Annotated in this window: 21 protein-coding genes and 1 pseudogene; 6 read left to right on the top strand and 16 right to left on the bottom strand. The window is 64.3% G+C overall.

The window, feature by feature from the left end; all coding sequences use genetic code 11:
- Nucleotides 1-4: 4 nt before the first annotated feature.
- The 5 genes from zwf to CSQ99_RS01150 all read left to right on the top strand — a co-directional run bounded on the left by zwf (nt 5) and on the right by CSQ99_RS01150 (nt 6,245).
- Entirely contained in the window at nt 5-1,516 is a 1,512-nt protein-coding gene (zwf, locus tag CSQ99_RS01130) for a glucose-6-phosphate dehydrogenase (RefSeq protein ID WP_099037187.1), read from the top strand.
- Nucleotides 1,517-1,657: 141 nt separating this feature from the next.
- Nucleotides 1,658-2,368 (top strand): GAF domain-containing protein, encoded by a 711-nt coding sequence (locus tag CSQ99_RS01135; RefSeq protein ID WP_099037188.1) that lies wholly within the window; start codon nt 1,658-1,660, stop codon nt 2,366-2,368.
- A gap of 148 nt (nt 2,369-2,516) precedes the next feature.
- On the top strand, nt 2,517-4,052 hold the full coding sequence (locus CSQ99_RS01140; RefSeq protein ID WP_099037189.1) for a sugar transferase: 1,536 nt from the start codon (nt 2,517-2,519) through the stop codon (nt 4,050-4,052).
- Nucleotides 4,053-4,192: 140 nt separating this feature from the next.
- On the top strand, nt 4,193-4,846 hold the full coding sequence (locus CSQ99_RS01145) for an undecaprenyl diphosphate synthase family protein (protein ID WP_176560828.1): 654 nt from the start codon (nt 4,193-4,195) through the stop codon (nt 4,844-4,846).
- A 7-nt stretch (nt 4,847-4,853) separates the two neighbouring features.
- Nucleotides 4,854-6,245, top strand: coding sequence for an NAD(P)/FAD-dependent oxidoreductase (locus CSQ99_RS01150; RefSeq protein WP_099037191.1), 1,392 nt, complete (start codon nt 4,854-4,856; stop codon nt 6,243-6,245).
- Between the two features lie 11 nt (nt 6,246-6,256).
- Here the strand turns inward: CSQ99_RS01150 and CSQ99_RS01155 are convergent, their stop codons facing one another.
- The 12 genes from CSQ99_RS01155 to rpsJ all read right to left on the bottom strand — a co-directional run bounded on the left by CSQ99_RS01155 (nt 6,257) and on the right by rpsJ (nt 13,882).
- Complete coding sequence (locus CSQ99_RS01155) at nt 6,257-8,212, bottom strand: hypothetical protein (protein WP_099037192.1); 1,956 nt, start codon at nt 8,210-8,212, stop codon at nt 6,257-6,259.
- Nucleotides 8,213-8,346: 134 nt separating this feature from the next.
- Entirely contained in the window at nt 8,347-8,661 is a 315-nt protein-coding gene (rpsQ, locus tag CSQ99_RS01160) for a 30S ribosomal protein S17 (RefSeq protein ID WP_099037193.1), read from the bottom strand.
- The gene (gene rpmC, locus CSQ99_RS01165; RefSeq protein WP_099037194.1) at nt 8,661-8,894 is read right to left on the bottom strand and encodes a 50S ribosomal protein L29; all 234 of its coding nucleotides are present in this window, start codon (nt 8,892-8,894) and stop codon (nt 8,661-8,663) included. Before rpmC ends, rpsQ begins: the two co-directional genes overlap by 1 nt.
- Nucleotides 8,894-9,310, bottom strand: coding sequence for a 50S ribosomal protein L16 (gene rplP, locus CSQ99_RS01170; protein ID WP_006245113.1), 417 nt, complete (start codon nt 9,308-9,310; stop codon nt 8,894-8,896). The genes rpmC and rplP overlap by 1 nt, the downstream gene beginning before the upstream one ends.
- Nucleotides 9,311-9,312: 2 nt before the next feature.
- On the bottom strand, nt 9,313-10,173 hold the full coding sequence (gene rpsC, locus CSQ99_RS01175) for a 30S ribosomal protein S3 (protein WP_099037195.1): 861 nt from the start codon (nt 10,171-10,173) through the stop codon (nt 9,313-9,315).
- Entirely contained in the window at nt 10,173-10,769 is a 597-nt protein-coding gene (gene rplV / locus CSQ99_RS01180; RefSeq protein ID WP_099037196.1) for a 50S ribosomal protein L22, read from the bottom strand. Before rplV ends, rpsC begins: the two co-directional genes overlap by 1 nt.
- A complete protein-coding gene (rpsS, locus tag CSQ99_RS01185) occupies nt 10,769-11,050 on the bottom strand; it encodes a 30S ribosomal protein S19 (RefSeq protein ID WP_010908582.1) in 282 nt (93 codons plus the stop codon). The genes rplV and rpsS overlap by 1 nt, the downstream gene beginning before the upstream one ends.
- Nucleotides 11,051-11,059: 9 nt before the next feature.
- Nucleotides 11,060-11,899, bottom strand: a complete 840-nt coding sequence (gene rplB, locus CSQ99_RS01190) for a 50S ribosomal protein L2 (RefSeq protein WP_099037197.1) — start codon at nt 11,897-11,899, stop codon at nt 11,060-11,062.
- Between the two features lie 32 nt (nt 11,900-11,931).
- Nucleotides 11,932-12,234, bottom strand: coding sequence for a 50S ribosomal protein L23 (rplW, locus tag CSQ99_RS01195; protein ID WP_014209146.1), 303 nt, complete (start codon nt 12,232-12,234; stop codon nt 11,932-11,934).
- Nucleotides 12,234-12,896 carry a 50S ribosomal protein L4 gene (rplD, locus tag CSQ99_RS01200; protein WP_099037198.1) on the bottom strand — a complete coding sequence of 221 codons (663 nt, stop codon included), beginning with the start codon at nt 12,894-12,896 and terminating at the stop codon, nt 12,234-12,236. The genes rplW and rplD overlap by 1 nt, the downstream gene beginning before the upstream one ends.
- On the bottom strand, nt 12,896-13,549 hold the full coding sequence (rplC, locus tag CSQ99_RS01205; RefSeq protein ID WP_006245106.1) for a 50S ribosomal protein L3: 654 nt from the start codon (nt 13,547-13,549) through the stop codon (nt 12,896-12,898). Before rplC ends, rplD begins: the two co-directional genes overlap by 1 nt.
- Nucleotides 13,550-13,576: 27 nt before the next feature.
- Entirely contained in the window at nt 13,577-13,882 is a 306-nt protein-coding gene (rpsJ, locus tag CSQ99_RS01210; protein ID WP_003883485.1) for a 30S ribosomal protein S10, read from the bottom strand.
- Between the two features lie 381 nt (nt 13,883-14,263).
- Here rpsJ and CSQ99_RS01215 point away from each other — a divergent pair, with 381 nt between their 5' ends.
- Entirely contained in the window at nt 14,264-14,743 is a 480-nt protein-coding gene (locus CSQ99_RS01215) for a hotdog fold domain-containing protein (RefSeq protein WP_099037199.1), read from the top strand.
- Between the two features lie 10 nt (nt 14,744-14,753).
- On the opposite strand, the gene CSQ99_RS01220 is transcribed toward CSQ99_RS01215, so the two are convergent.
- The 4 genes and pseudogenes from CSQ99_RS01220 to CSQ99_RS31200 form a co-directional block, all read right to left on the bottom strand.
- A complete protein-coding gene (locus CSQ99_RS01220; protein WP_099037200.1) occupies nt 14,754-15,110 on the bottom strand; it encodes a nuclear transport factor 2 family protein in 357 nt (118 codons plus the stop codon).
- A 3-nt stretch (nt 15,111-15,113) separates the two neighbouring features.
- Nucleotides 15,114-16,700, bottom strand: a complete 1,587-nt coding sequence (locus CSQ99_RS01225; RefSeq protein ID WP_099037201.1) for a carboxylesterase/lipase family protein — start codon at nt 16,698-16,700, stop codon at nt 15,114-15,116.
- Nucleotides 16,701-16,759: 59 nt separating this feature from the next.
- Nucleotides 16,760-18,412, bottom strand: coding sequence for an IS607 family element RNA-guided endonuclease TnpB (gene tnpB, locus CSQ99_RS01230; protein WP_099037202.1), 1,653 nt, complete (start codon nt 18,410-18,412; stop codon nt 16,760-16,762).
- Nucleotides 18,409-18,967 (bottom strand): annotated as a pseudogene (locus CSQ99_RS31200) (IS607 family transposase). The gene tnpB and the pseudogene CSQ99_RS31200 overlap by 4 nt, the downstream one beginning before the upstream one ends.
- Nucleotides 18,968-19,050 lie beyond the last annotated feature (83 nt).

The following is a 19,050-nucleotide window of genomic DNA, read 5'->3' on the forward strand; positions in this document are numbered from 1 at the left end:
GAGAGTGGCGACAAGCAAACCGCAGACCATCTCCTATCCGCATCCCGGCTCGCATCCCGGCCGCCATGACGACTATGCGGTGGACCCGCACGTGGTCGTACTGTTCGGCGCCACGGGCGATCTGGCCAGACGCAAGCTGATCCCCGGCCTGGCGTATCTGGATCAATCCGAACTGGCGCCCCACATCGAGATCGTCGCCACCTCTCTCGAGGACATCTCCACCGAGGACTTCCTCAAGCTGGCGAAGGAGGCCATCGACGACTTCGGCACCCACAAGCTCAGCACCCAACAGTGGACGCGGTTCGCCGAGACGGTCACCTATGTGCCCCAGAGCGCGGGGCCCGGTGCGCTTGCCGAGGCCGTCGCATCCGCTGAAGCCAAGCTCGGCCCCGACGTCCGCCGGCTGCACTACCTGTCGGTGCCACCGAAGGCGGCCCGCGCGGTGATCACGATGCTGAAGGACGCCAACCTGGTGGACCGGTCCCGAGTCGTGATGGAGAAGCCGTTCGGCACCGATCTGGCCAGCGCTGTCGAGCTGAACTCCTTTGTCCACGAAACGTTCGACGAAAGGCAGATTTTCCGCATCGACCACTTCCTCGGCAAGGAGGCGGCACAGAACATCCTTGCCTTCCGCTTCGCGAACGGTCTGTTCGAACCGATCTGGAACCGCAACTTCATCGACCACATCCAAATCGACATCCCAGAGACCCTCGGCCTGGATCAGCGCGCCAACTTCTATGAAAGCACCGGCGCCTACAAGGACATGGTGGTCACCCACCTCTTCCAGGTGATGGCGTTCGTCGTGATGGAACCGCCGACGGCACTGGAACCGCGCGCGATCAGCGAAGAGAAGAACAAGGTGTTCCGATCGATGCTCCCGGTGAACTGTTCGGACGTCGTGCGCGGTCAGTACGCCGGTTACCGTGACAATGACGGTGTTGCAAGGGATTCCGACACCGAGACGTTCATCGCCCTGAAGGTCGGCATCGACAATTGGCGCTGGGCGGGCGTGCCGATCTATCTGCGCACCGGAAAGCGAATGGCCGAAGGCATCCGGATCATCTCCATCGCGTTCAAAGAGGCGCCGCGGACGATGTTTCCGGCCGGATCAGGCGTCGGGGCCCAAGGCCCCGACCACCTCACCTTCGACCTGGCCGACAACTCCAAAGTGTCACTGTCGTTCTACGGCAAACGGCCCGGTCCCGGCATGAAGCTGGACAAGCTGTCGATGCAGTTCTCGACTCAGGAGATCGATACGGCAGGCGACGTGCTGGAGGCCTACGAACGACTGATCCTCGACGCGATGCGCGGCGACCACACCCTGTTCACCACCGCCGAGGGCATCGAATCGCTATGGGAGCGCTCAGAGACATTGCTGAAGGACCCGCCTCCCGCGAAGGTTTATCAGCCGGGCACCTGGGGACCCAATTCGATCCATCAGCTGATCGCGCCCAACGCGTGGAGGCTGCCGTTCGAGAGGGCATGGCGCGAATCCAAGAACGGCGACGACGACTAGGTGCTCTGCGCTACGCGGCGCGAAGGTTAAGCGTGGCTATGTCGTTGGCGGGCCGCCTTGACGAACCCCGGTGTGCGTCAACTTCTCTTAACAGCCGAAGTCCGACGCAGTTCGGGATAACGTTTCTTCGTGCCTAGCGTGATGTCGGGGTTCGATGACTGGCTGAACCGCGCGCTCGAAGAGTGCGCGCGCAATGCCGGCGAGGACGTCACGACTTACGTCGCGCGCGCCGTCGCATCACAGATGGTCGCCGACCAAAGGCGCACCGAGACGATTCCTGTCAGAGAACTGCTCGACCGCCTCTCTCAGTCCGGGGTGCTCGACAGCGACGCGATGCCAGACGTCTCGACAGTGGTATCCGACCCCGAGCGCCTGCGCGCGGTTCACCGGACCGGACTGCTCGATTCCCCTAGGGACGCGGTCTATGACCGGATCACTCGGGCGGCTGCCGACGCGCTCGATGTCCCATTTGCGGCGCTGTCCCTCATCGATGCCGACCGACAATTCTTCGTGGGCACCGTGGGGATGGGCGATATGTCCGACCCACAGAACCGGCAGACGACACTCGACCAGTCGATCTGTCAGTACGCGGTGGCGGACCGTGCTCCTTTGGTACTCGAAGACGCCCGCAACGACCCGGTATTCAAGAACCATCCGGTGGTCCGCAGCGGTGCGGTGGCGGCATACCTCGGCATACCCCTGATCGATCACGCCGGCCACGCCGTCGGCACGCTTTGTGTATTCGACGACAAGCCGCGACTGTGGGGCACCGGCCACATTCAATTGCTGACCGACCTGGCGCAGCTCGCCGTCGAGCGGATTTTTGGTCCCGGGCCAGGTCCGCGCGCCTAGAAAAGGGGAACCGCCGGTTGAATTTTTCGCCTTCGCTGCACCGTGACAATGTTAACTATCTGTTGACACACCCGCGCAAATACCTGCATGGTGTGCAGCGGCACACTTACGATCGGTTGCCACTGTTTCGCCCAAGGGGTTTTGACGAGTGCAACTCGACGCGCAGGTGAGTACCCAATTGCCCAGCGACCGGCCGACTACGCCGCTAGTTAAGGCCGCGAAGGTTCGACTCATCGAGCCCACACCGCCGCGCCTCGTCGAGCTGATACGCGTTGACCCAGGGTATTCGGTGATCACCGTGGCGATCGACGCCCTATATGCCACGATCGCGGTGTTGCTGGCCCACTGGTGGATCCCGGGCACGCTCGAACAAGACCGCAATATCGACCTTTATTCGTGGGTTTTCGTGCCGGTGGTGGTTGTCGTATTGGCTACCCGCGGGCTGTACCGACAGAAGCTGAGCCACGGTTTTCTCGACGAACTCGAACCGGTGGAGACGTCCATCGCGGTCGCCGCTCTCGCGACGTTGACGATCATGCTGCTGCTTGTGCCTCGCCTCCCGGCCGGCGAGGCCGCGGGCACCTACTTCCGGCCCAGCGAGATGATCCTGCGGATCTGGGTGTGCGCGGCCATTCTCATACCCGCGGTCCGCCTGCTCAGATCGGCATTGAACCGCTCGCTGCGGCGGAGATTCCACGTCGGAGTGCCTGCGCTGATCGTCGGCCACGGCCCGGTTGCCCATCAGCTCATCTCCCGGATGCGTCAGGTGCCGGAATACGGTCTGTGGCCGGCCGGCCTGATCGACGATATGCGGCCGACCGACTCCGAGATGGTTGACGTGCCCTACCTGGGCACCACCGGCAATCTCGAAAGCGCGGTACGCGCCACCCGGGCTGAAGAGCTCATCATCGCACCGTCATCGCTGCCTGACGAACAGTTGGCGCGCACCGCCCAGCTGGCGCAGCAGCTCGGAATGCGGGTTCGTGTGGTGCCCCGACTGATGGACGCCGTCGGCAGCGGGACGTGGATCGAGCACCTGGGCGGCGTGCCTCTCATGGTGCTGAACCGCGTCGATCCGAAGGGCTGGCAATTTGCTCTCAAGCACACCGTCGACCGAGTGGTGGCCCTGGTGGGACTGGTGCTCATCTCGCCTCTGATGATCGTGCTCGCACTCGCGGTAAAGCTCAGTTCGCCGGGGCCGATCTTCTTCAGTCAGGACCGAATTGGGCGCGACGGGAAGGTCTTCGGCTGCCTGAAGTTCCGAAGCATGCGTGCGACGGAACTGGCCAAGGCGGGCTTTGAATTGCGGGCGGGGGCGGCGCCCGGCGGGGTCGAAGGCGACGATCGGCGCACTTGGATCGGCAAGATCATGCGTAGGGCATCCCTGGATGAGCTGCCTCAGCTGTTCAACGTGTTGCGGGGCGAAATGAGTCTGGTCGGTCCGCGTCCAGAACGGCCGGAGTTCGTCGAGCTGTTCGAGATGCACGTGCGCCGCTATGGCCAGCGGCACAGGGTGAAGGCAGGCATGACCGGCTGGGCTCAAGTGCACGGCCTTCGCGGGCAGACCTCGATCGCTGACCGGGCCGAATGGGACAACTATTACATCGACAACTTTTCGATGCATCTGGACTTCAAGATTTTGATGCTGACCGTCTTGGCGGTGCTACGCCCCACGGAAGACTGATCCCGGCGTCATCTGACCGCGGTTGATTCCGCAACCGGCACGGACTCCTTGAATTCGCAATATTGCCATTTGCCTATGGCAAGAATTCTAGTTGCGCTACCTTTCTTAATAGCGCTGTCATGGGGGTTTGGGGGTTTGCGATGCATCCTGAACCAGCTCATGTGGGCTTGATTCCTGACGGATTGCGCCGTTGGGCAAAAGCCAACGACGCTACATTGCAGGACGCGTATGTCCGCGGCGCGGAGAAGGTCACCGAGATTCTCCTTGCGCTGCAACGAAACGGCGTGCAGACCGTTTCGGTGTACAACCTGAGTCGTGCAAATCTGGCGCGCCCCGACGCCCAACTGGACGCGGTGTTTGCAGCATCCATACTTTTCTTCACCACGCTGATTCCCGATCACTTCGATCGCGCCACCTGTAGCGTGCGGCTGCATGGCGACCGCCATGCGTTACCGCACAAATATCTCGCGGCTGCACAAGATCTGGAAGAGTCGATGCGGGGCAACGATTTTCGCATCAACATTCTGGCTGCATACGACGCCTACGACGAGTTGCGTACGGCGGCCGCGCGAGCGCAACGTGAAGAGTGTGACATCAGTGCTGCACTCGACATCGGAAACGTCGACCTGGTCATCCGAACCACCCCCGAGACCCTACTCAGCGGATTCCTGCCACTGCAGAGCCAATACGCCGAGTTGGTCTTTCTTCCGACCCCGTTGAACGACCTCGACGTGCAGGACATCGATGATCTCATCGCTGCGCATCGGGACTTTCCGCAGCTGCGCGGCCGATAGAGGCGCTATGGAGCCCGCAGAGAATCCGTTGATCATCGGCGCTGGCCCCGCCGGTCTCACCGCCGCAATCGGACTGGTGAATGGGGGTATGTCACCGCGCATCTATGAGGCGTCGGGCGATATCGGCGGGTTGGCACGCACACCGACCAGCGGTGACTGGCGGGTGGATCCCGGCGGTCATCGGTTCTTCACCCGCAGCGAAGAGATCTCTGCTATCTGGAGGTCTCTGCTTCCCGCCGACCAGTGGATCTCGGTGCGGCGGCGCTCCGCCATGCTCGTGGACGGTCATTATGTGCGGTACCCGCTTCACGGTGGTGACCTCGTTTCACAACTGGGGTTTCGCAGCGGAATGCATGGCATGGGTAATTTCTTCTGGTCCAGACTGCGGCGCGCGTTGCGCCCGATGGACCATTCGGCGAGCTTCCGGGATTGGGGCATCGAACAATTCGGCCGTCATTGGTACGAGCTGTTCTTCGACGGATATGTCCGCAAGACGTGGCTCACCGACCCCGACAAGTTGGCGAGCGACTGGGCGAATCAGCGAATAAAGCCAATCAGCTGGCGCGTACGGCGACATCACACGAATCCGGATGCCTTTCGATATCCCCGGCGCGGTCCCGGCCAACTCTGGGAAGCTGCAGCGCAGTACTTGGCGAACTTCGGCGTGGTCCCGTCGTTGAATTCACAGGTTGTCGCGGTCCGCCACCAAGGCAGCCGGTGGACCGTGGAGCTGCAGAATGGCGAAACCGCATCCGGTGATGCCGTGTTCTCCAGCATGCCACTACGGCTGCTGATTGACGTGTTGGAGCCGGCACCGCCGCAGCATATTCGCGAGATCGCCGCCAACCTCAGACATCGATCGTTGATCACGGTGGCGGTCGCACTTCGTGAGCGCTACGACATCCCGTACAACTGGGTGTACACGCCCGGCCGGAATTTTCGGGTGGGCCGGATCCAGAACTACGACCGATGGTCGAGCGAACTCGCTCCGAAGAATTGGAACGGGACATATCTGGGACTGGAGTACTTCACCCATCCGGACGATGATCTGTGGGTGGCCAGCAACGAATCCCTCAGCGACACAGTCCAAGAGGATCTCCGGGCGCTCGGTGTCAGCGGATCAGCCCTCGAACATGTCATGATCGTTCGCTCACAGTTCGCATATCCGATCAACGATCCGGAGCGGGAAAACAGCGTGGCTGAAATTCGCGACTATCTGCGTCGCAGCCATCCCTCTCTTCACCCCATGGGACGTAATGGCATGCACCACTACGACAATCAAGACCATGCGATGCTGAGCGCAATGCGCAGTGTTGACCAGTATTTCGGCGCGAATGTGGATCCGTGGCAGGTGAACACGGACCTCGAGTATCACGAATCCGGATTGATGAAGTCCTGAGGCGCCGGTCCTTAGCCGCGCCGCCTGCGGTGGACCGCCAACGCAACGACACTCGCGCCGATGACCACACCGACGCCTGCGGCGACCCACCAAACCGGGTTGGCGCCGCTGTTGTCGGCGGCCTCCGGTGGTGCGGCCACTTGGGTGTCGACGCTCACCGGATCGCGGTCGGGCAGTGATATCAGTGCATCACCTTCCAACGCCGCCCACCGACGTGTATCACCGTCGAGCCAGCCCAGCAATGAATCGAGTTGCTCCGGCGCGGCCTGTGATGTCGCGAAAACCACCGTGCGGTTGCCGCTGCGACCGACTTGAAGAGACGCGAACGGCGTCGTCGTCTCGAGCGTCAGCCTGGCAGGTCCTCCCCCGCCGAGGCGTTGGACCTCTAGTTCTCCGTCCGTCGAACTACGCACCGGCGGAACCACTTTGTCGCTGTCCCACCCGGCGGCCGAGATCAGGACAGCCGGAGAACCGCTGTCGATCGCGCTCGCCAGGGTCACCACCTCGGTATCGATACGTGGCCCGCTGATCCGTTGCAGCCCTTCCATGATCGAGACGGCGCGAGCGGTGTCGTCGAACGATTCCGGTTCGATGCCGACCTGAACTTTCGGCATCAGCGCCTGGGGAACCGACTGGAATCCCGCGGGCTCGGGCGGATCCGCCGGCGTGCTGTCGATGGTGGTGGAGTCGTCGATCTGCAGAGTCACCGGTTGGAAGTCCCCGCACTGACCGACATCCCCCGCGACATCGACGGCGACCGAAAGGTTGGTGTAGCGCCGAAGTTCGGACTGCGGAATGCTGACCGAGCGGTCGATCGAACCGCTGGAGTCAGCCGCCCATCGGTCGACCGTCTCGCCATCGGCGGACACGACGACCTGTCCGCCGACGGTGGACGGCAGTGGCGTGTAGGACCCCTTCAGCTGCACCCGTACGTCGCGCACGGGTTTGCCCAGGCGGGTTTGGTCGACACCGACGACCACCTGCGGTTTGAACGCCGTGGCCGTCGCGCCGGGCTGACCGAGGTCGCGGAGGGTGGTCGGGTTCGCCGGTGTCGCGTCGAACGGATTGATCGGCCCGGTAGCCACTTTGGAGGACAGCGCCAGTTCGGTGAGATCGCTGCTGAGCATTCGCACCTGGTTGGCGAGGTCGTCGGCCGACCCGGTGATCTCCAGGGCGGGCACACCCCCGTCGCCGCCCTGCAGCGACACCGCGGCGTCCGGTCCCTCACGAATGACGACGTTGCGTTCCAGCGGTCCAGATGGCGGCGGCGCCTTGTCGTCGCCAAGGGATGCGATGTCGATATCGGTGTTCTGCTTGCCGTAACGATTGACGACGGTAGTCGTCATCCCGACCGCGGCATCGGATTCCGCAGCCGACGGTTTCTGCGGGATGAAGATCGTCATCTTCTGCAACACCGGAGGAAGGAAGTCGGCGACCATCGTGGGCGCCGCCTCCTTGCCGGTGTAGTCGATCGCCGCTTCGGAAAGCTGGAGCGGAACCGTCGGGTCGTACAGGCAGTCACCTTCTTCGGGCAACAGTCGACTGCGCACCGTGAACGTGACGGTGTTGTCGACGACGCGTGCACCGGTCAACGGAATCGACAGAGGCGTGTCCTCGGCCATCAGCAGCTCGATACGCGACAGTGTGCGACGGTCCTGGGTGACGATGAGGGTTCCGCCGCGCACATAGGGCGGCAACTCGACATCGGCAGTCAACGCACCGGGGGTCAACCCTTGCGGCACGGGCACGGTGATCGTCTGCGTCCCCTGCAGCCCGTAAAGCGAGATGTCGGTGTCAGCGCCGAGAGAGGTCAGACTGAGCGTCGGTGCATCCGCCACCTGCCCGCCATCGGAAGGTGCCGCATTCACTTGTGGCGAGCCGAAATTGACGGCGAGAACAGCGACCAAGGCAACGCTCGCCGTGACAAGCGTCGCCCTTTTCAGAACACGCGCAAGGGTAGCGCCCATGGCCCGAACGTATAGCCATGGGCGGCCAACGACAAGCCGGGTTCGGCGATCCCCGGCGAGAAACCGGTGTGAGCTGCAGTACGAAAAACCCCCGACACGCCGTGTGTGCGGGGGCTTTCCTCTTGCGGTGAAGCTTATTTCGCCTTTTCGAGAACCTCGACCAGTCGCCAGCGCTTGGTCGCCGACAGTGGCCGCGTCTCCATCAACGACACCCGATCGCCGATACCGGCGTCACCCTGCTCGTCGTGTGCCTTGACCTTGGTGGTGGTCCGGATGATCTTGCCGTAGAGCGGGTGGCTCTTGCGAGATTCCAGCTCGACCACGATGGTCTTCTGCATCTTGTCACTCACCACGTAGCCGATGACCGTCTTGCGACGACCGCGGTTCTCTTCGGCACGAGGAGTGTGCTTGGGGCCCTTACCCTTTGCCGGATCTTTTGTCTCAGCCATTACGCTTCCTCACCTACGGGCCCGGATGCCAGGCCCAATTCACGTTCACGCAGCACGGTGTAGACGCGTGCAATTTCCTGGCGCACCGTGCGAAGGCGGCGGTTGTTGGCCAGCTGTCCGGTCGCCATCTGGAAGCGCAGGTTGAACAGCTCTTCCTTCGACTCGCGCAGCTTGTCCGTCAACTCGTCGTCGGTCAGTTCGCGCAGCTCGCCCGGCGTCACTCCCACAGCCATCAGAAGTGCTCCTCTCGGGTAACGATGCGTGCCTTGATCGGCAGCTTGTGAATCGCACGGGTCAGCGCCTCGCGCGCGGTCTTCTCGTCCGGGTAGCTCAGCTCGAAGAGCACGCGACCCGGCTTGACGTTGGCCACCCACCACTCCGGCGAACCCTTGCCCGAACCCATGCGGGTTTCGGCGGGCTTCTTGGTCAGCGGGCGGTCCGGGAAGATGTTGATCCAGACCTTGCCGCCACGCTTGATGTGCCGGTTGATGGCAATACGAGCGGACTCGATCTGCCGGTTGGTGATGTACGCGTGCTCCAGTGCCTGGATGCCGTAGTCACCGAAGCTCACCGAGGTGCCACCGCTGGCGATGCCGCGCTGCCTCGGGTGATGTTGCTTGCGGTGCTTGACCTTGCGGGGAATCAACATGGTTAGCTCTCCGTGCTCTCCGGGCTGGCTGCCTCGCCGGCAGCGGCCTCGGTACCTGTCGTAGCCTCGGCGACCGCAGGTGCTGCCGGTGCCTCTTCAGTGGCAGCACGACCGGCCTCGGTGCTCGTCGCGGTGGTGCCCGACGCACCGCTGCGGCGCGGACGGGTGCCCGACGGACGCTCGCGACGCGGACGGTCTGCGCCTGCCGGAACGGCGGCGGTCAGCTCGCGCTTGCCACCGACGATGTCGCCCTTGTAGATCCAGACCTTCACGCCGATGCGGCCGAACGTCGTCTTGGCTTCATACAGCCCATAGTCGATATCGGCGCGCAGCGTGTGCAGCGGCACCCGACCCTCGCGGTAGAACTCCGAGCGGCTCATCTCGGCGCCACCGAGGCGGCCCGAGCACTGCACCCTGATGCCCTTGACGTTGGGCTGGCGCATCGCGGACTGAATGGCCTTGCGCATGGCGCGCCGGAACGCGACACGGTTGCTCAACTGTTCGGCAACGCCCTGGGCCACCAACTGTGCCTGCGACTCAGGGTTTTTGACCTCGAGGATGTTCAGCTGAACCTGCTTGCCGGTCAGCTTCTCCAGGTCGGCGCGGATTCGGTCGGCTTCGGTGCCACGGCGGCCGATGACGATGCCAGGACGCGCAGTGTGGATATCGACACGGACCCGATCGCGGGTGCGCTCGATCTCCACGTCGGCGATGCCGGCGCGCTCCAAACCGGTGGCAAGCAGACGACGGATCGCCACGTCTTCCTTGACGTAATCCTTGTACTGCTTGTCGGCATACCACCGGGACTTCCAGTCGGTGGTGATACCGAGGCGGAAGCCGTGGGGATTGATTTTCTGGCCCACTACTCCGAGCCCTCCTTCGCTTCGTCAGAAGCTTCTGCAGTCTTCTTGGCGGCGGCCTTCTTGGCCGGCGCCTTCTTGGCGGGAGCCGTCTCGACGGTCACTGTCTCGGTGGTTGCCGTTTCGGCTGCCGCCTTGGTGGCCGGCGTCTTCTTCGCAGCAGCGGCCTTGCTGCCCTGTGCGCGACGCGAGCGTGCTGCGCTGGCCGACGACGCGGTGGCGCCACCCCGCCCACCCTCACGGCTGGGCCTGCTCTCGACGATCACGGTGATGTGGCTGGTGCGCTTGCGAATCCGGAACGCGCGGCCCTGGGCACGCGGCCGGATGCGCTTGGCGGTCGGCCCCCCGTCGGCGTAGACGGTGGCAACGACGAGGGTGGACGGATCCAGTCCCTCGTTGTTCTGCGCATTGGCCGCGGCGCTTGCGATCACCTTGGCGACCGGCTCGCTGGCGTCCTGCGGCGCCCACCGCAGGATGTCGAGCGCCTCGGTCACCGACTTGCCGCGCACCAGGTCGATGACCCGGCGTGCCTTCGTCGGCGAGATGCGCACGAAGCGCGCCACCGCAGTGGCGGACGGATATTCAGTCGTCGTAGTCATTACCGGCGCTTAGCCTTCCGGTCGTCCTTGATGTGACCCTTGAACGTGCGGGTCGGTGCGAACTCGCCGAGCTTGTGCCCGACCATCGCCTCGGTGACGAACACCGGGACATGCTTGCGGCCGTCATGCACCGCGAAGGTATGCCCGATGAAGTCGGGGATGATCGTCGATCGACGCGACCAGGTCTTGATGACCTGCTTGGTGTTCTTCTCGTTCTGGACGTCGACCTTCTTGAGCAGATGGTCGTCGACGAACGGACCCTTCTTGAGGCTGCGTGGCATCGTTTACTCCTACCGGTGCTTCTTGCCGGTGCGCCGGCGACGAACGATGAGCTTGTCGCTCGGCTTGTTGGACTTGCGGGTACGGCCTTCGGGCTTACCCCACGGGCTGACCGGGTGACGGCCGCCGGAGGTTTTGCCCTCGCCGCCACCGTGCGGGTGGTCGACCGGGTTCATCACGACGCCACGGACAGTCGGGCGCTTGCCCTTCCACCGCATACGGCCGGCCTTACCCCAGTTGATGTTCGCCTGCTCGGCATTGCCGACCTCGCCGACGGTGGCGCGGCAGCGCACGTCGACGCGACGGATCTCACCGGAGGGCATACGCAACGAGGCGTAGGCACCTTCCTTGCCCAGCAGCTGGATGCTCGCGCCGGCCGAGCGCGCCATCTTGGCGCCGCCGCCGGGCCGCAGCTCCACCGCGTGGATGAGCGTGCCGGCCGGGATGTTGCGCAGCGGCAGGTTGTTGCCTGGCTTGATGTCGGCGTTGGCGCCGGACTCCACGACGTCACCCTGAGAAAGTCCCTGCGGCGCAATGATGTAGCGCTTCTCGCCGTCAAGGAAGTGCAGCAGTGCAATGTTGGCGGTGCGGTTCGGGTCGTACTCGATGTGCGCCACCTTGGCGTTGACGCCGTCCTTGTCGTTGCGACGGAAGTCGATGACGCGGTAGGCGCGCTTGTGCCCGCCGCCCTTGTGACGCGTGGTGATCCGACCGTGTGCGTTGCGGCCGCCCTTGCCGTGCAGCGGGCGAACCAGCGACTTCTCCGGATGGTCGCGAGTGATCTCGGCGAAATCGGAGACGCTGGCACCGCGACGACCCGGGGTCGTCGGCTTGTACTTGCGAATTCCCATGTTTCTCTAAGTCTCTCTGCTATCCGCCCCGGCTAGGCCGGTGCTCCGAACAGGTCGATCGGCTTGCTGCCCGCGGCCAGCGTGACGATGGCGCGCTTGGTGTCCTTGCGCTTGCCGTAACCGGCGCGGGTGCGCTTGCGCTTGCCCTGCCGGTTGAGGGTGTTGACCGAGTCGACCTTCACTTTGAAGATCTTCTCGATCGCGATCTTTATCTGCGTCTTGTTCGAGTCCGGGTGCACGACGAACGTGTACACGTTCTCTTCGATGAGCCCGTAGGACTTCTCCGAGATCACCGGCGCCAAGATGATGTCGCGGGGGTCAGTCACGGTCGCCATCAGGCCGACACCTCCTCGTCTGAGTTCGTGTGAGCTGAGATGTAGGCATCCAGCGCCTCGACACTGAACACCACGTCGTCGGCCTTCAGCACGTCGTAGGTGTTCAACTGATCCGGCGAAAGCACGTGCACGCCGGGCAGATTGCGAACGCTCTTGGCGCCGGTCTCGTCGGTGCGGCCGATCACGATCAGCACGTGGCGATTCTCGGTCAGCGTGGCCAGGAACGTCTTGGCGCTCTTGGTCGACGGGGCCTGACCTTCGACGAGCTCAGTCACCGCGTGGATACGGCCGTTGCGTGCCCGATCCGAAAGCGCCCCGCGCAGAGCGGCGGCGATCATCTTCTTCGGGGTGCGCTGGCTGTAGTCGCGCGGTTGCGGACCGTGCACGACGCCACCACCGGTGAACTGCGGTGCACGCGTCGAACCCTGACGTGCGCGGCCGGTGCCCTTCTGCCGGTATGGCTTCTTGCCACCACCGCGCACCTCGCCACGAGTCTTGGTCGAGTGCGTGCCCTGGCGCTTGGCCGCCAACTGCGCCTCGACGACCTGATGCATCAGCGCGATGTTGGCCTCAGCGTCGAACAGTGCGGCGGGCAGCTCCACAGAGCCGTCCTTCTTACCCGCTGGGGTATGAACGTCGATCTTTAAAGTCTTGTCGGCCATTACTTCTCGCCTCGCTTGATTGCACTGCGCACTGTCACCAGTCCGCCATTGCGACCGGGGATGGCACCCTTGATCAGCAGCACGCCGTTCTCGGCATCGACCTTGTGCACCAACAGGTTCTGCGTAGTGATGCGGTCGCTGCCCATGCGGCCCGACATGCGGGTGCCCTTGAACACGCGGCCGGGCGTGGCGCAGCCACCGATGGAACCCGGGCGGCGATGCACTGCCTGCGCGCCGTGGCTGGCGCCCTGGCCCTTGAAACCGTGACGCTTCATGGTGCCGGCGAAGCCCTTACCCTTCGAGGTCCCCGTCACGTCGACGTAGGCGCCGTCGGCGAAGATCTCCGCGGTCAATTCCTGACCCAGCTCGTACTCGGCAGCAGCGGCCTCATCGTCGAGCCGGAACTCTGCGATATGGCGGCGCGGGTTCACACCCGCGGCCGCGTACTGCCCCGTCAGAGGCTTGTTGACCTTGCGCGGGCTGATTTCGCCGTATGCAAGTTGCACTGCGCTGTAGCCGTCGCGTTCCGGCGTGCGGATCATCGTGACGACATTGGGCCCGGCCTTGACGACCGTCACCGGCACGACCTTGTTGTTCTCGTCGAACACCTGCGTCATGCCCAGCTTGGTGCCCAGAATGCTCTTTCTAGCCATTTCTCTTGGGATCTCCTACTGGGATGACTATTGGATGTTGACGTCGACGCTGGCCGGCAGATCGATGCGCATCAGAGCGTCAACGGTCTTCGGCGTTGGGTCGAGGATGTCGATCAGCCGCTTGTGAGTACGCATCTCGAAGTGCTCCCGCGAGTCCTTGTACTTATGCGGGGACCGAATGACGCAATACACGTTCTTCTCGGTCGGCAGCGGCACCGGCCCAACCACACTGGCGCCCGTCCGGGTGACGGTCTCGACGATCTTGCGCGCCGAGGCGTCGATCGCCTCATGGTCGTAGGCCTTGAGCCTGATGCGGATCTTCTGTCCCGCCACGCTTGTCCTACCTCACTATTAACGGGCCCATACTCGGGCCTGGTCTGCTGCCACACGCCGAGAACAACCCGGTCGCGCAGCTATGCCGCCGCTGTTTACCTGTCTGTGGTCCACCGACCCCCGCGCTCGGGTGTGTCGCCCTAGCGCACGCTCGCCCGCGTCGAAAATCCGTCGCGATCGAGGTTGGGACCGGACGCGCCCCTGGAGGCGCAGGTCGTATGCCCCTGCTGGGCAGTCCCAAATTGGGGCCGTCCCGGCTCGAGGCAACCTGAACAGTATGCCCTAGATCTGGGCCTGCTCCAAATCCCTGGCCACCCGAAATCCGCTTGGCAGGCCCGTCTGCGACCGAGGCTACCTTACTCTCGAGTAAGGTAGCTCGGCATGGCAGCCTCGACCACGACATATCGCATGTGGAAGCGCCTCTCCGAGCGGCCGGGCGGCAGTCGGCTGTTCTCGGCCGCGGCGATGGTCCGAGTGCCTTACTTCGCCTCGATCGTGCCGCATGTGGTGCGGATGGGGCCGGGTTACGCCGAGGTCACCGTTCCCAAATGGTTCTTCCTCTACAACCACCTGCGGACCGTGCACGCGATCGCGTCGTGCAACGCCGCGGAGATGGCGATGGCGATGGGCATGTTAATGGAAGCCACGGTCCCGACCAGTCATCGTTGGATCCCGAAGGCGATGAACGTGCGCTACCTCGAGAAGGCCACGTCGTCGCTGCGGGCGCAGGCCCGGCTGGAGCCGCCGGACTTCGCGTCGATCACCGAAGGCACGGAGGTCACGGTCGGAGTGCAGGTGCTCGATCGCGCGGGTACCGAAGTGGTGCACGCCGACATCACCTGCTGGGTGACGCCGGCTTAACTGCACGGGTCTAGTCCAGATATGTGCCGTGGCCTTCGCGAACCAGACCGCCGGTGTCGAAGGTGAGTACCTCGTTGACCAGACCGCCGAGGTGATTGCGGTAGTTGATCACCAGCGTGGACTCGCCGCGGTAGACGTCGACGATCTCGAAGTGCAGATCCGGCAACGACTTCAATGCCGTCGTCCAGTAGTGCCGCAACGCATCCTTACCCGCGACCACTCCCCCGGTCTCCGGCAGAACGCGCGCTGCGACGGGTGAGGTGAAGACCACGTCGTCGCGGAAGTGCTTGAGCACCGCCTCGATGTCATGGGCATTCCATGCGTCAACCCACTTCCGGGAGAACGTCTTCGCGTCGGGAGTCGGCATACCTCAGTCCTTTAGTCCAGCCCAGAACGGGCACCTGTGCGCTTGGTCGAAATCGGTGGTGACGCGATTGCCGCCCGGCTGCAGCGACATTCGCTCACCCGCGTTGCCCTCGTCGTAGGCCGGCCAGCCCGAACCGGGTGAGCCCGTCGCGACGAACCGACTCCAGTAATCGATCATTTCGTCCGACAGCCGCAGCTGATCGGGGCTCAGCGGGGGCGCCCCGCCCATATCGAACAGGTACCGAAGCTCCAGCGAATGGCCCGCGCCGACGGGAAACGGAGCCGCGCGCAACGGCTCCGGCGCAGGCGCATCGCCGTCGGCGAAAATGTAGGAGTATACCGACTCAGCGGTGGACAGCGAATCGGCGAGCCGGTCGGCCACGCATGCGAACAGTCCGTCGGTCGTCGCCGCCGAATACGCCAGCGGCACACTGCCACCGAAGCGGTCCGGCGAATACTGCTGCGCGACCGCCGCGGCGTTGTGACCGAATGCCTGCTCGAGCAGTTCCGGATAGTGAGCGGCGTCGATGGGACGTCCGCGAACGAATTGCAGCGCGGTGAAGAGGTTGAACTCGTCGGCCGTCGTGCCGATCAGCACCGGCACCTTGGCCGCCCGCCCCTGCGCCGCGCCCGTCAACGGGTCGACCGGCAGCGACGTCGTTCCCGTCACCGGCCCACTGAGCTGTTCGGTGCCGATGCGGTCGTAGAGCACAGGGCGCTGCAGCTTCTCCGGCGGCAGCGCGCGCAGACAGGCCGCCGCGGTCGCGGGATCGCCGCAGCCCGCCTCGGCCGCGTAGCGCTCACTGGTCTGCGCCGCGGCTGGCAGGTCGTATTGCGCTGCGCAGGGACCACTCTGGATGATCGCCGCGCTGAACAGTCCCTCCGAACCCGGGGCGACGAGGTGGTCGCACACCGACATCCCGCCCGCCGACTCCCCCGCGATCGTGACCTTGTCCGGATCACCCCCGAAGCCGGCGATATTGGTTTGCACCCATCGCAATGCGGCCTGCTGATCGGCCAGTCCGTAATTGCCGACATCGCCGGCCGGGCCAAGTGCTGGGTGCGCAAGGAAACCCAGCGCACCCAGCCGGTAGTTGATCGTCACGACGATGACGTCGCCGCGGCTCGTCAGCCTGCGCGCGTTGTAGATGTCACCGCTTCCGTTGACAAAGCCGCCGCCGTGAATCCACACGAGAACCGGTCGCTTTTCGCCCGACGGTGGTGGCGTCCACACATTGAGCGTCAGGCAGTCCTCGCTGGTTTCGCGTTTGTCGACGTCGTTGTCGACGTCCTGGACGCATCGTGGGCCGGGGCGGGTGGCATCACGAAACCCGGACCAACCAGGCACCGGAGCCGGCGGCTGAAACCGCAACGCTCCCACCGGCGGTGCGGCATACGGGATTCCGGCGAACAGGCGGTGATCGACTGAGACCATCCCGCGTAGCGCCCCCGATTCGGTCTGCGCCACGCCGGGATCGTCGGGCACATCGATGGTCGCGGTTTCACCGCGCCCGCACCCCGCGAGTAGCACCACCGCCGTTAGCGCCATCGCGGCGGCAGTGCCCAGACGGCGAACTTTTGCAACTGGCATCGGTCCCGAGACTACTGAGGGACCTCTCTTCCGTTGCCGTTGAGTGTGTTGGGTTGCACTCATGCGGCGTCCCCTTGCGGGGTTGGGGTTTTGGCCTCACCGCGTCCGGCCCCGCATGGGTGGGGTCTTACAGATGCTCCGCCGGCACCGGATGATCCGGTGTCGGCGCCATGGCCTGTACCAACCGTGGTGGTTGGCCCGGGAACCGATGGGGCCGTGGTCCCGACTGGACCACAACTGGCATCATCCGGCCAGTCACGGAGATTGCGTGCAGCATTGCGGTCGCGATCGACGGTCTCACCGGTGATCGGGCATACCAGGTGTTTGTCGATGCGACCCTTACCTTCCAGGCGGCATGGGGTGCCATCGGGTTGGTAACAGCCGTGGTGGATTTGGCTGGATGGGAACCAGCGATCGGCCGCGGTCAGGGTGCTGCCGTGCCGGGAGGTCTTGTAAGCCAGTCGCGGCTTGATCAACCCCATCGCGGCATCAGACACAGCGCGCCGGAAAGCCCGACGCCCCATGCCCTGTTTCATTGCGGCCACGTCGAGGTCCTCGACGACGATGTGGCCGTAGGTGCGCGCCAACTCGGTGCTGAGTTGATGCGCTGCTTCCCGCCGCAGATGCACGCACCGGCGATCCAGCCGGGTCAGCTTGGCTTTCGCTGCCCGATGACCGCGCGATCCGGGAATACGGCGGGAAAGGTCACGCCCAGCCCGACGGCGTGCCGCCAGGGAGGCTTTCAGCGGGGCCGGATTCTCATATTCGACCACGGTTTCGGTGCTTGTGACGGTGTCGATCGTGGCGACGGTGGCCAGCGTGCGTATCCCGAGATCCACTCCGGCGCGCACCGTTGGCTGGGCGGGCGTCCGGGCCGTCTCCGGTGTGCGCAGCGCGTATCCGATCGACACGAACAACCGGCCCCACCGCTGCGACAGCGTCATGTTCAAGATCCGGGCCCGACCGGAGGCGACATGGCGCTGCACCCGGCGGGTGTTCTCCTTGGACCGCAGGGCGCCGATTACCGGGACGGTGATGGTGCGTCGGTCGTCTTCGACCCGCATGGTTCCAGTGGAAAACCGCACCCGGCCAGCGTCACGGCGCACCGAGGTGAACCGGGGAAACCCGACGCGTCGACCCTTGCGGGTGCCGTTCTTGCTGGCAGACCAGTTGTCTAGCGCCCGCGCCAGGTCCGCGAGCCCCGACGAGTAGGCCTCTTTGGAGTTCTCGGCCCACCACGGCGCCACTTCATCCTTGGCCCGGTTCCACGCCCAGCGCAGTGAGCCCAGATCCCAGCCCACCGACTCATGCGATGGATCGACAGCTTTCGCGTCCAAGTCGGCCTTCACTCGCGCCAGGCCCCAATTGAACGCCTTGCGCCGCCCCCCGAAATGCGAGCGCACCAACCCCGCCCGCTGGGCCTCGGCCGGCCATTCCACCTCGAACTTCGCCGCCGTCACCACCCAACCCGACGGCAGTTTCTCACCCACTGAACCCGTGGCAGCGTAGCCGTCGGCATCGCCGTCGAACAGATCGAATAGCACCGACACCGACTCCACCGCCACCCGGTACGTCTCGAAATCGGCACCAATGTCCACATACCGCGACAACGTCGGTGTGCCATCGGGTTTCGGTGTACCGCCAAGATGCGCGCCACCAGTGGCCGCGGCGACCTTTGCGGCCCGCCCCCGGGTGCGCATCCCTACGATCACGGCGCCTGGCCCGGATCACACATACTGGCCGTCAGTGCGCGCATCGTAAGATTCCGCGCCCCGCGCGCCCATACAACGAGGCGCACATCGCCGTGAGCACTTCGACCATGTCGCACACCAGATCTCGGCCCTCTCACCGGGAACGGCCACCACAATCCGGCGGCCCTGCGCAGACAACGCCCTCTGCAGATGCTCCATCCCGAAACGGTCCAACCGGTTCCGATGCTCCACAACGATCACCCTCGCATCCGGGTCTGACAAGATCCGACCCATCTTCGGGCGCTTGCCGTTCAACCCGGACCCGACGTGGGGAACCACCCGCGCCGGCACCAGCTCCTGCTCTATCGCCACACCGTCAACCGGGCCACCTATGGTTCCAGCAGCCCAGGACTTCGGCTACGTACACAAAATCGGTGTCGCAGAGGCTCCCGATCATGCCCTGATAATCAGCCGGCCCCACCCGCTGCGCCGGTTTCCGCAGCGTCCCTGCCGAAACCTGCGATTAACCGCTTGCCGGTTCACCCCAACCGGCTCAGCCCAATCCGCCAGATTCACAACAACGACCTTGAATGCACTCAGCACCCAGCCGCTCTCTTCCCTTGCGTGGCCTCCGTCACATAGACTCCTGAACTTGACAC

Source organism: Mycobacterium neglectum (assembly GCF_002591975.1).
Classification (GTDB): domain Bacteria; phylum Actinomycetota; class Actinomycetes; order Mycobacteriales; family Mycobacteriaceae; genus Mycobacterium; species Mycobacterium neglectum.

Bases quoted from the DNA above. Each gene is read 5' to 3' on its own strand.
- CSQ99_RS01225 (WP_099037201.1), bottom strand. From the start codon at position 16,700: ATGCCAGTTGCAAAAGTTCGCCGTCTGGGCACTGCCGCCGCGATGGCG.
- rplD (WP_099037198.1), bottom strand. From the start codon at position 12,896: ATGGCCGACAAGACTTTAAAGATCGACGTTCATACCCCAGCGGGTAAG.
- CSQ99_RS01150 (WP_099037191.1), top strand. From the start codon at position 4,854: ATGGAGCCCGCAGAGAATCCGTTGATCATCGGCGCTGGCCCCGCCGGT.
- rplB (WP_099037197.1), bottom strand. From the start codon at position 11,899: ATGGGAATTCGCAAGTACAAGCCGACGACCCCGGGTCGTCGCGGTGCC.
- rplC (WP_006245106.1), bottom strand. From the start codon at position 13,549: ATGGCTAGAAAGAGCATTCTGGGCACCAAGCTGGGCATGACGCAGGTG.
- CSQ99_RS01155 (WP_099037192.1), bottom strand. From the start codon at position 8,212: ATGGGCGCTACCCTTGCGCGTGTTCTGAAAAGGGCGACGCTTGTCACG.
- rpsS (WP_010908582.1), bottom strand. From the start codon at position 11,050: ATGCCACGCAGCCTCAAGAAGGGTCCGTTCGTCGACGACCATCTGCTC.
- rpsQ (WP_099037193.1), bottom strand. From the start codon at position 8,661: ATGGCTGAGACAAAAGATCCGGCAAAGGGTAAGGGCCCCAAGCACACT.
- rplP (WP_006245113.1), bottom strand. From the start codon at position 9,310: ATGTTGATTCCCCGCAAGGTCAAGCACCGCAAGCAACATCACCCGAGG.
- CSQ99_RS01145 (WP_176560828.1), top strand. From the start codon at position 4,193: ATGCATCCTGAACCAGCTCATGTGGGCTTGATTCCTGACGGATTGCGC.
- CSQ99_RS01220 (WP_099037200.1), bottom strand. From the start codon at position 15,110: ATGCCGACTCCCGACGCGAAGACGTTCTCCCGGAAGTGGGTTGACGCA.
- rplW (WP_014209146.1), bottom strand. From the start codon at position 12,234: ATGGCGACCGTGACTGACCCCCGCGACATCATCTTGGCGCCGGTGATC.
- CSQ99_RS01135 (WP_099037188.1), top strand. From the start codon at position 1,658: ATGTCGGGGTTCGATGACTGGCTGAACCGCGCGCTCGAAGAGTGCGCG.
- rpmC (WP_099037194.1), bottom strand. From the start codon at position 8,894: ATGGCTGTGGGAGTGACGCCGGGCGAGCTGCGCGAACTGACCGACGAC.
- rplV (WP_099037196.1), bottom strand. From the start codon at position 10,769: ATGACTACGACGACTGAATATCCGTCCGCCACTGCGGTGGCGCGCTTC.
- CSQ99_RS01215 (WP_099037199.1), top strand. From the start codon at position 14,264: ATGGCAGCCTCGACCACGACATATCGCATGTGGAAGCGCCTCTCCGAG.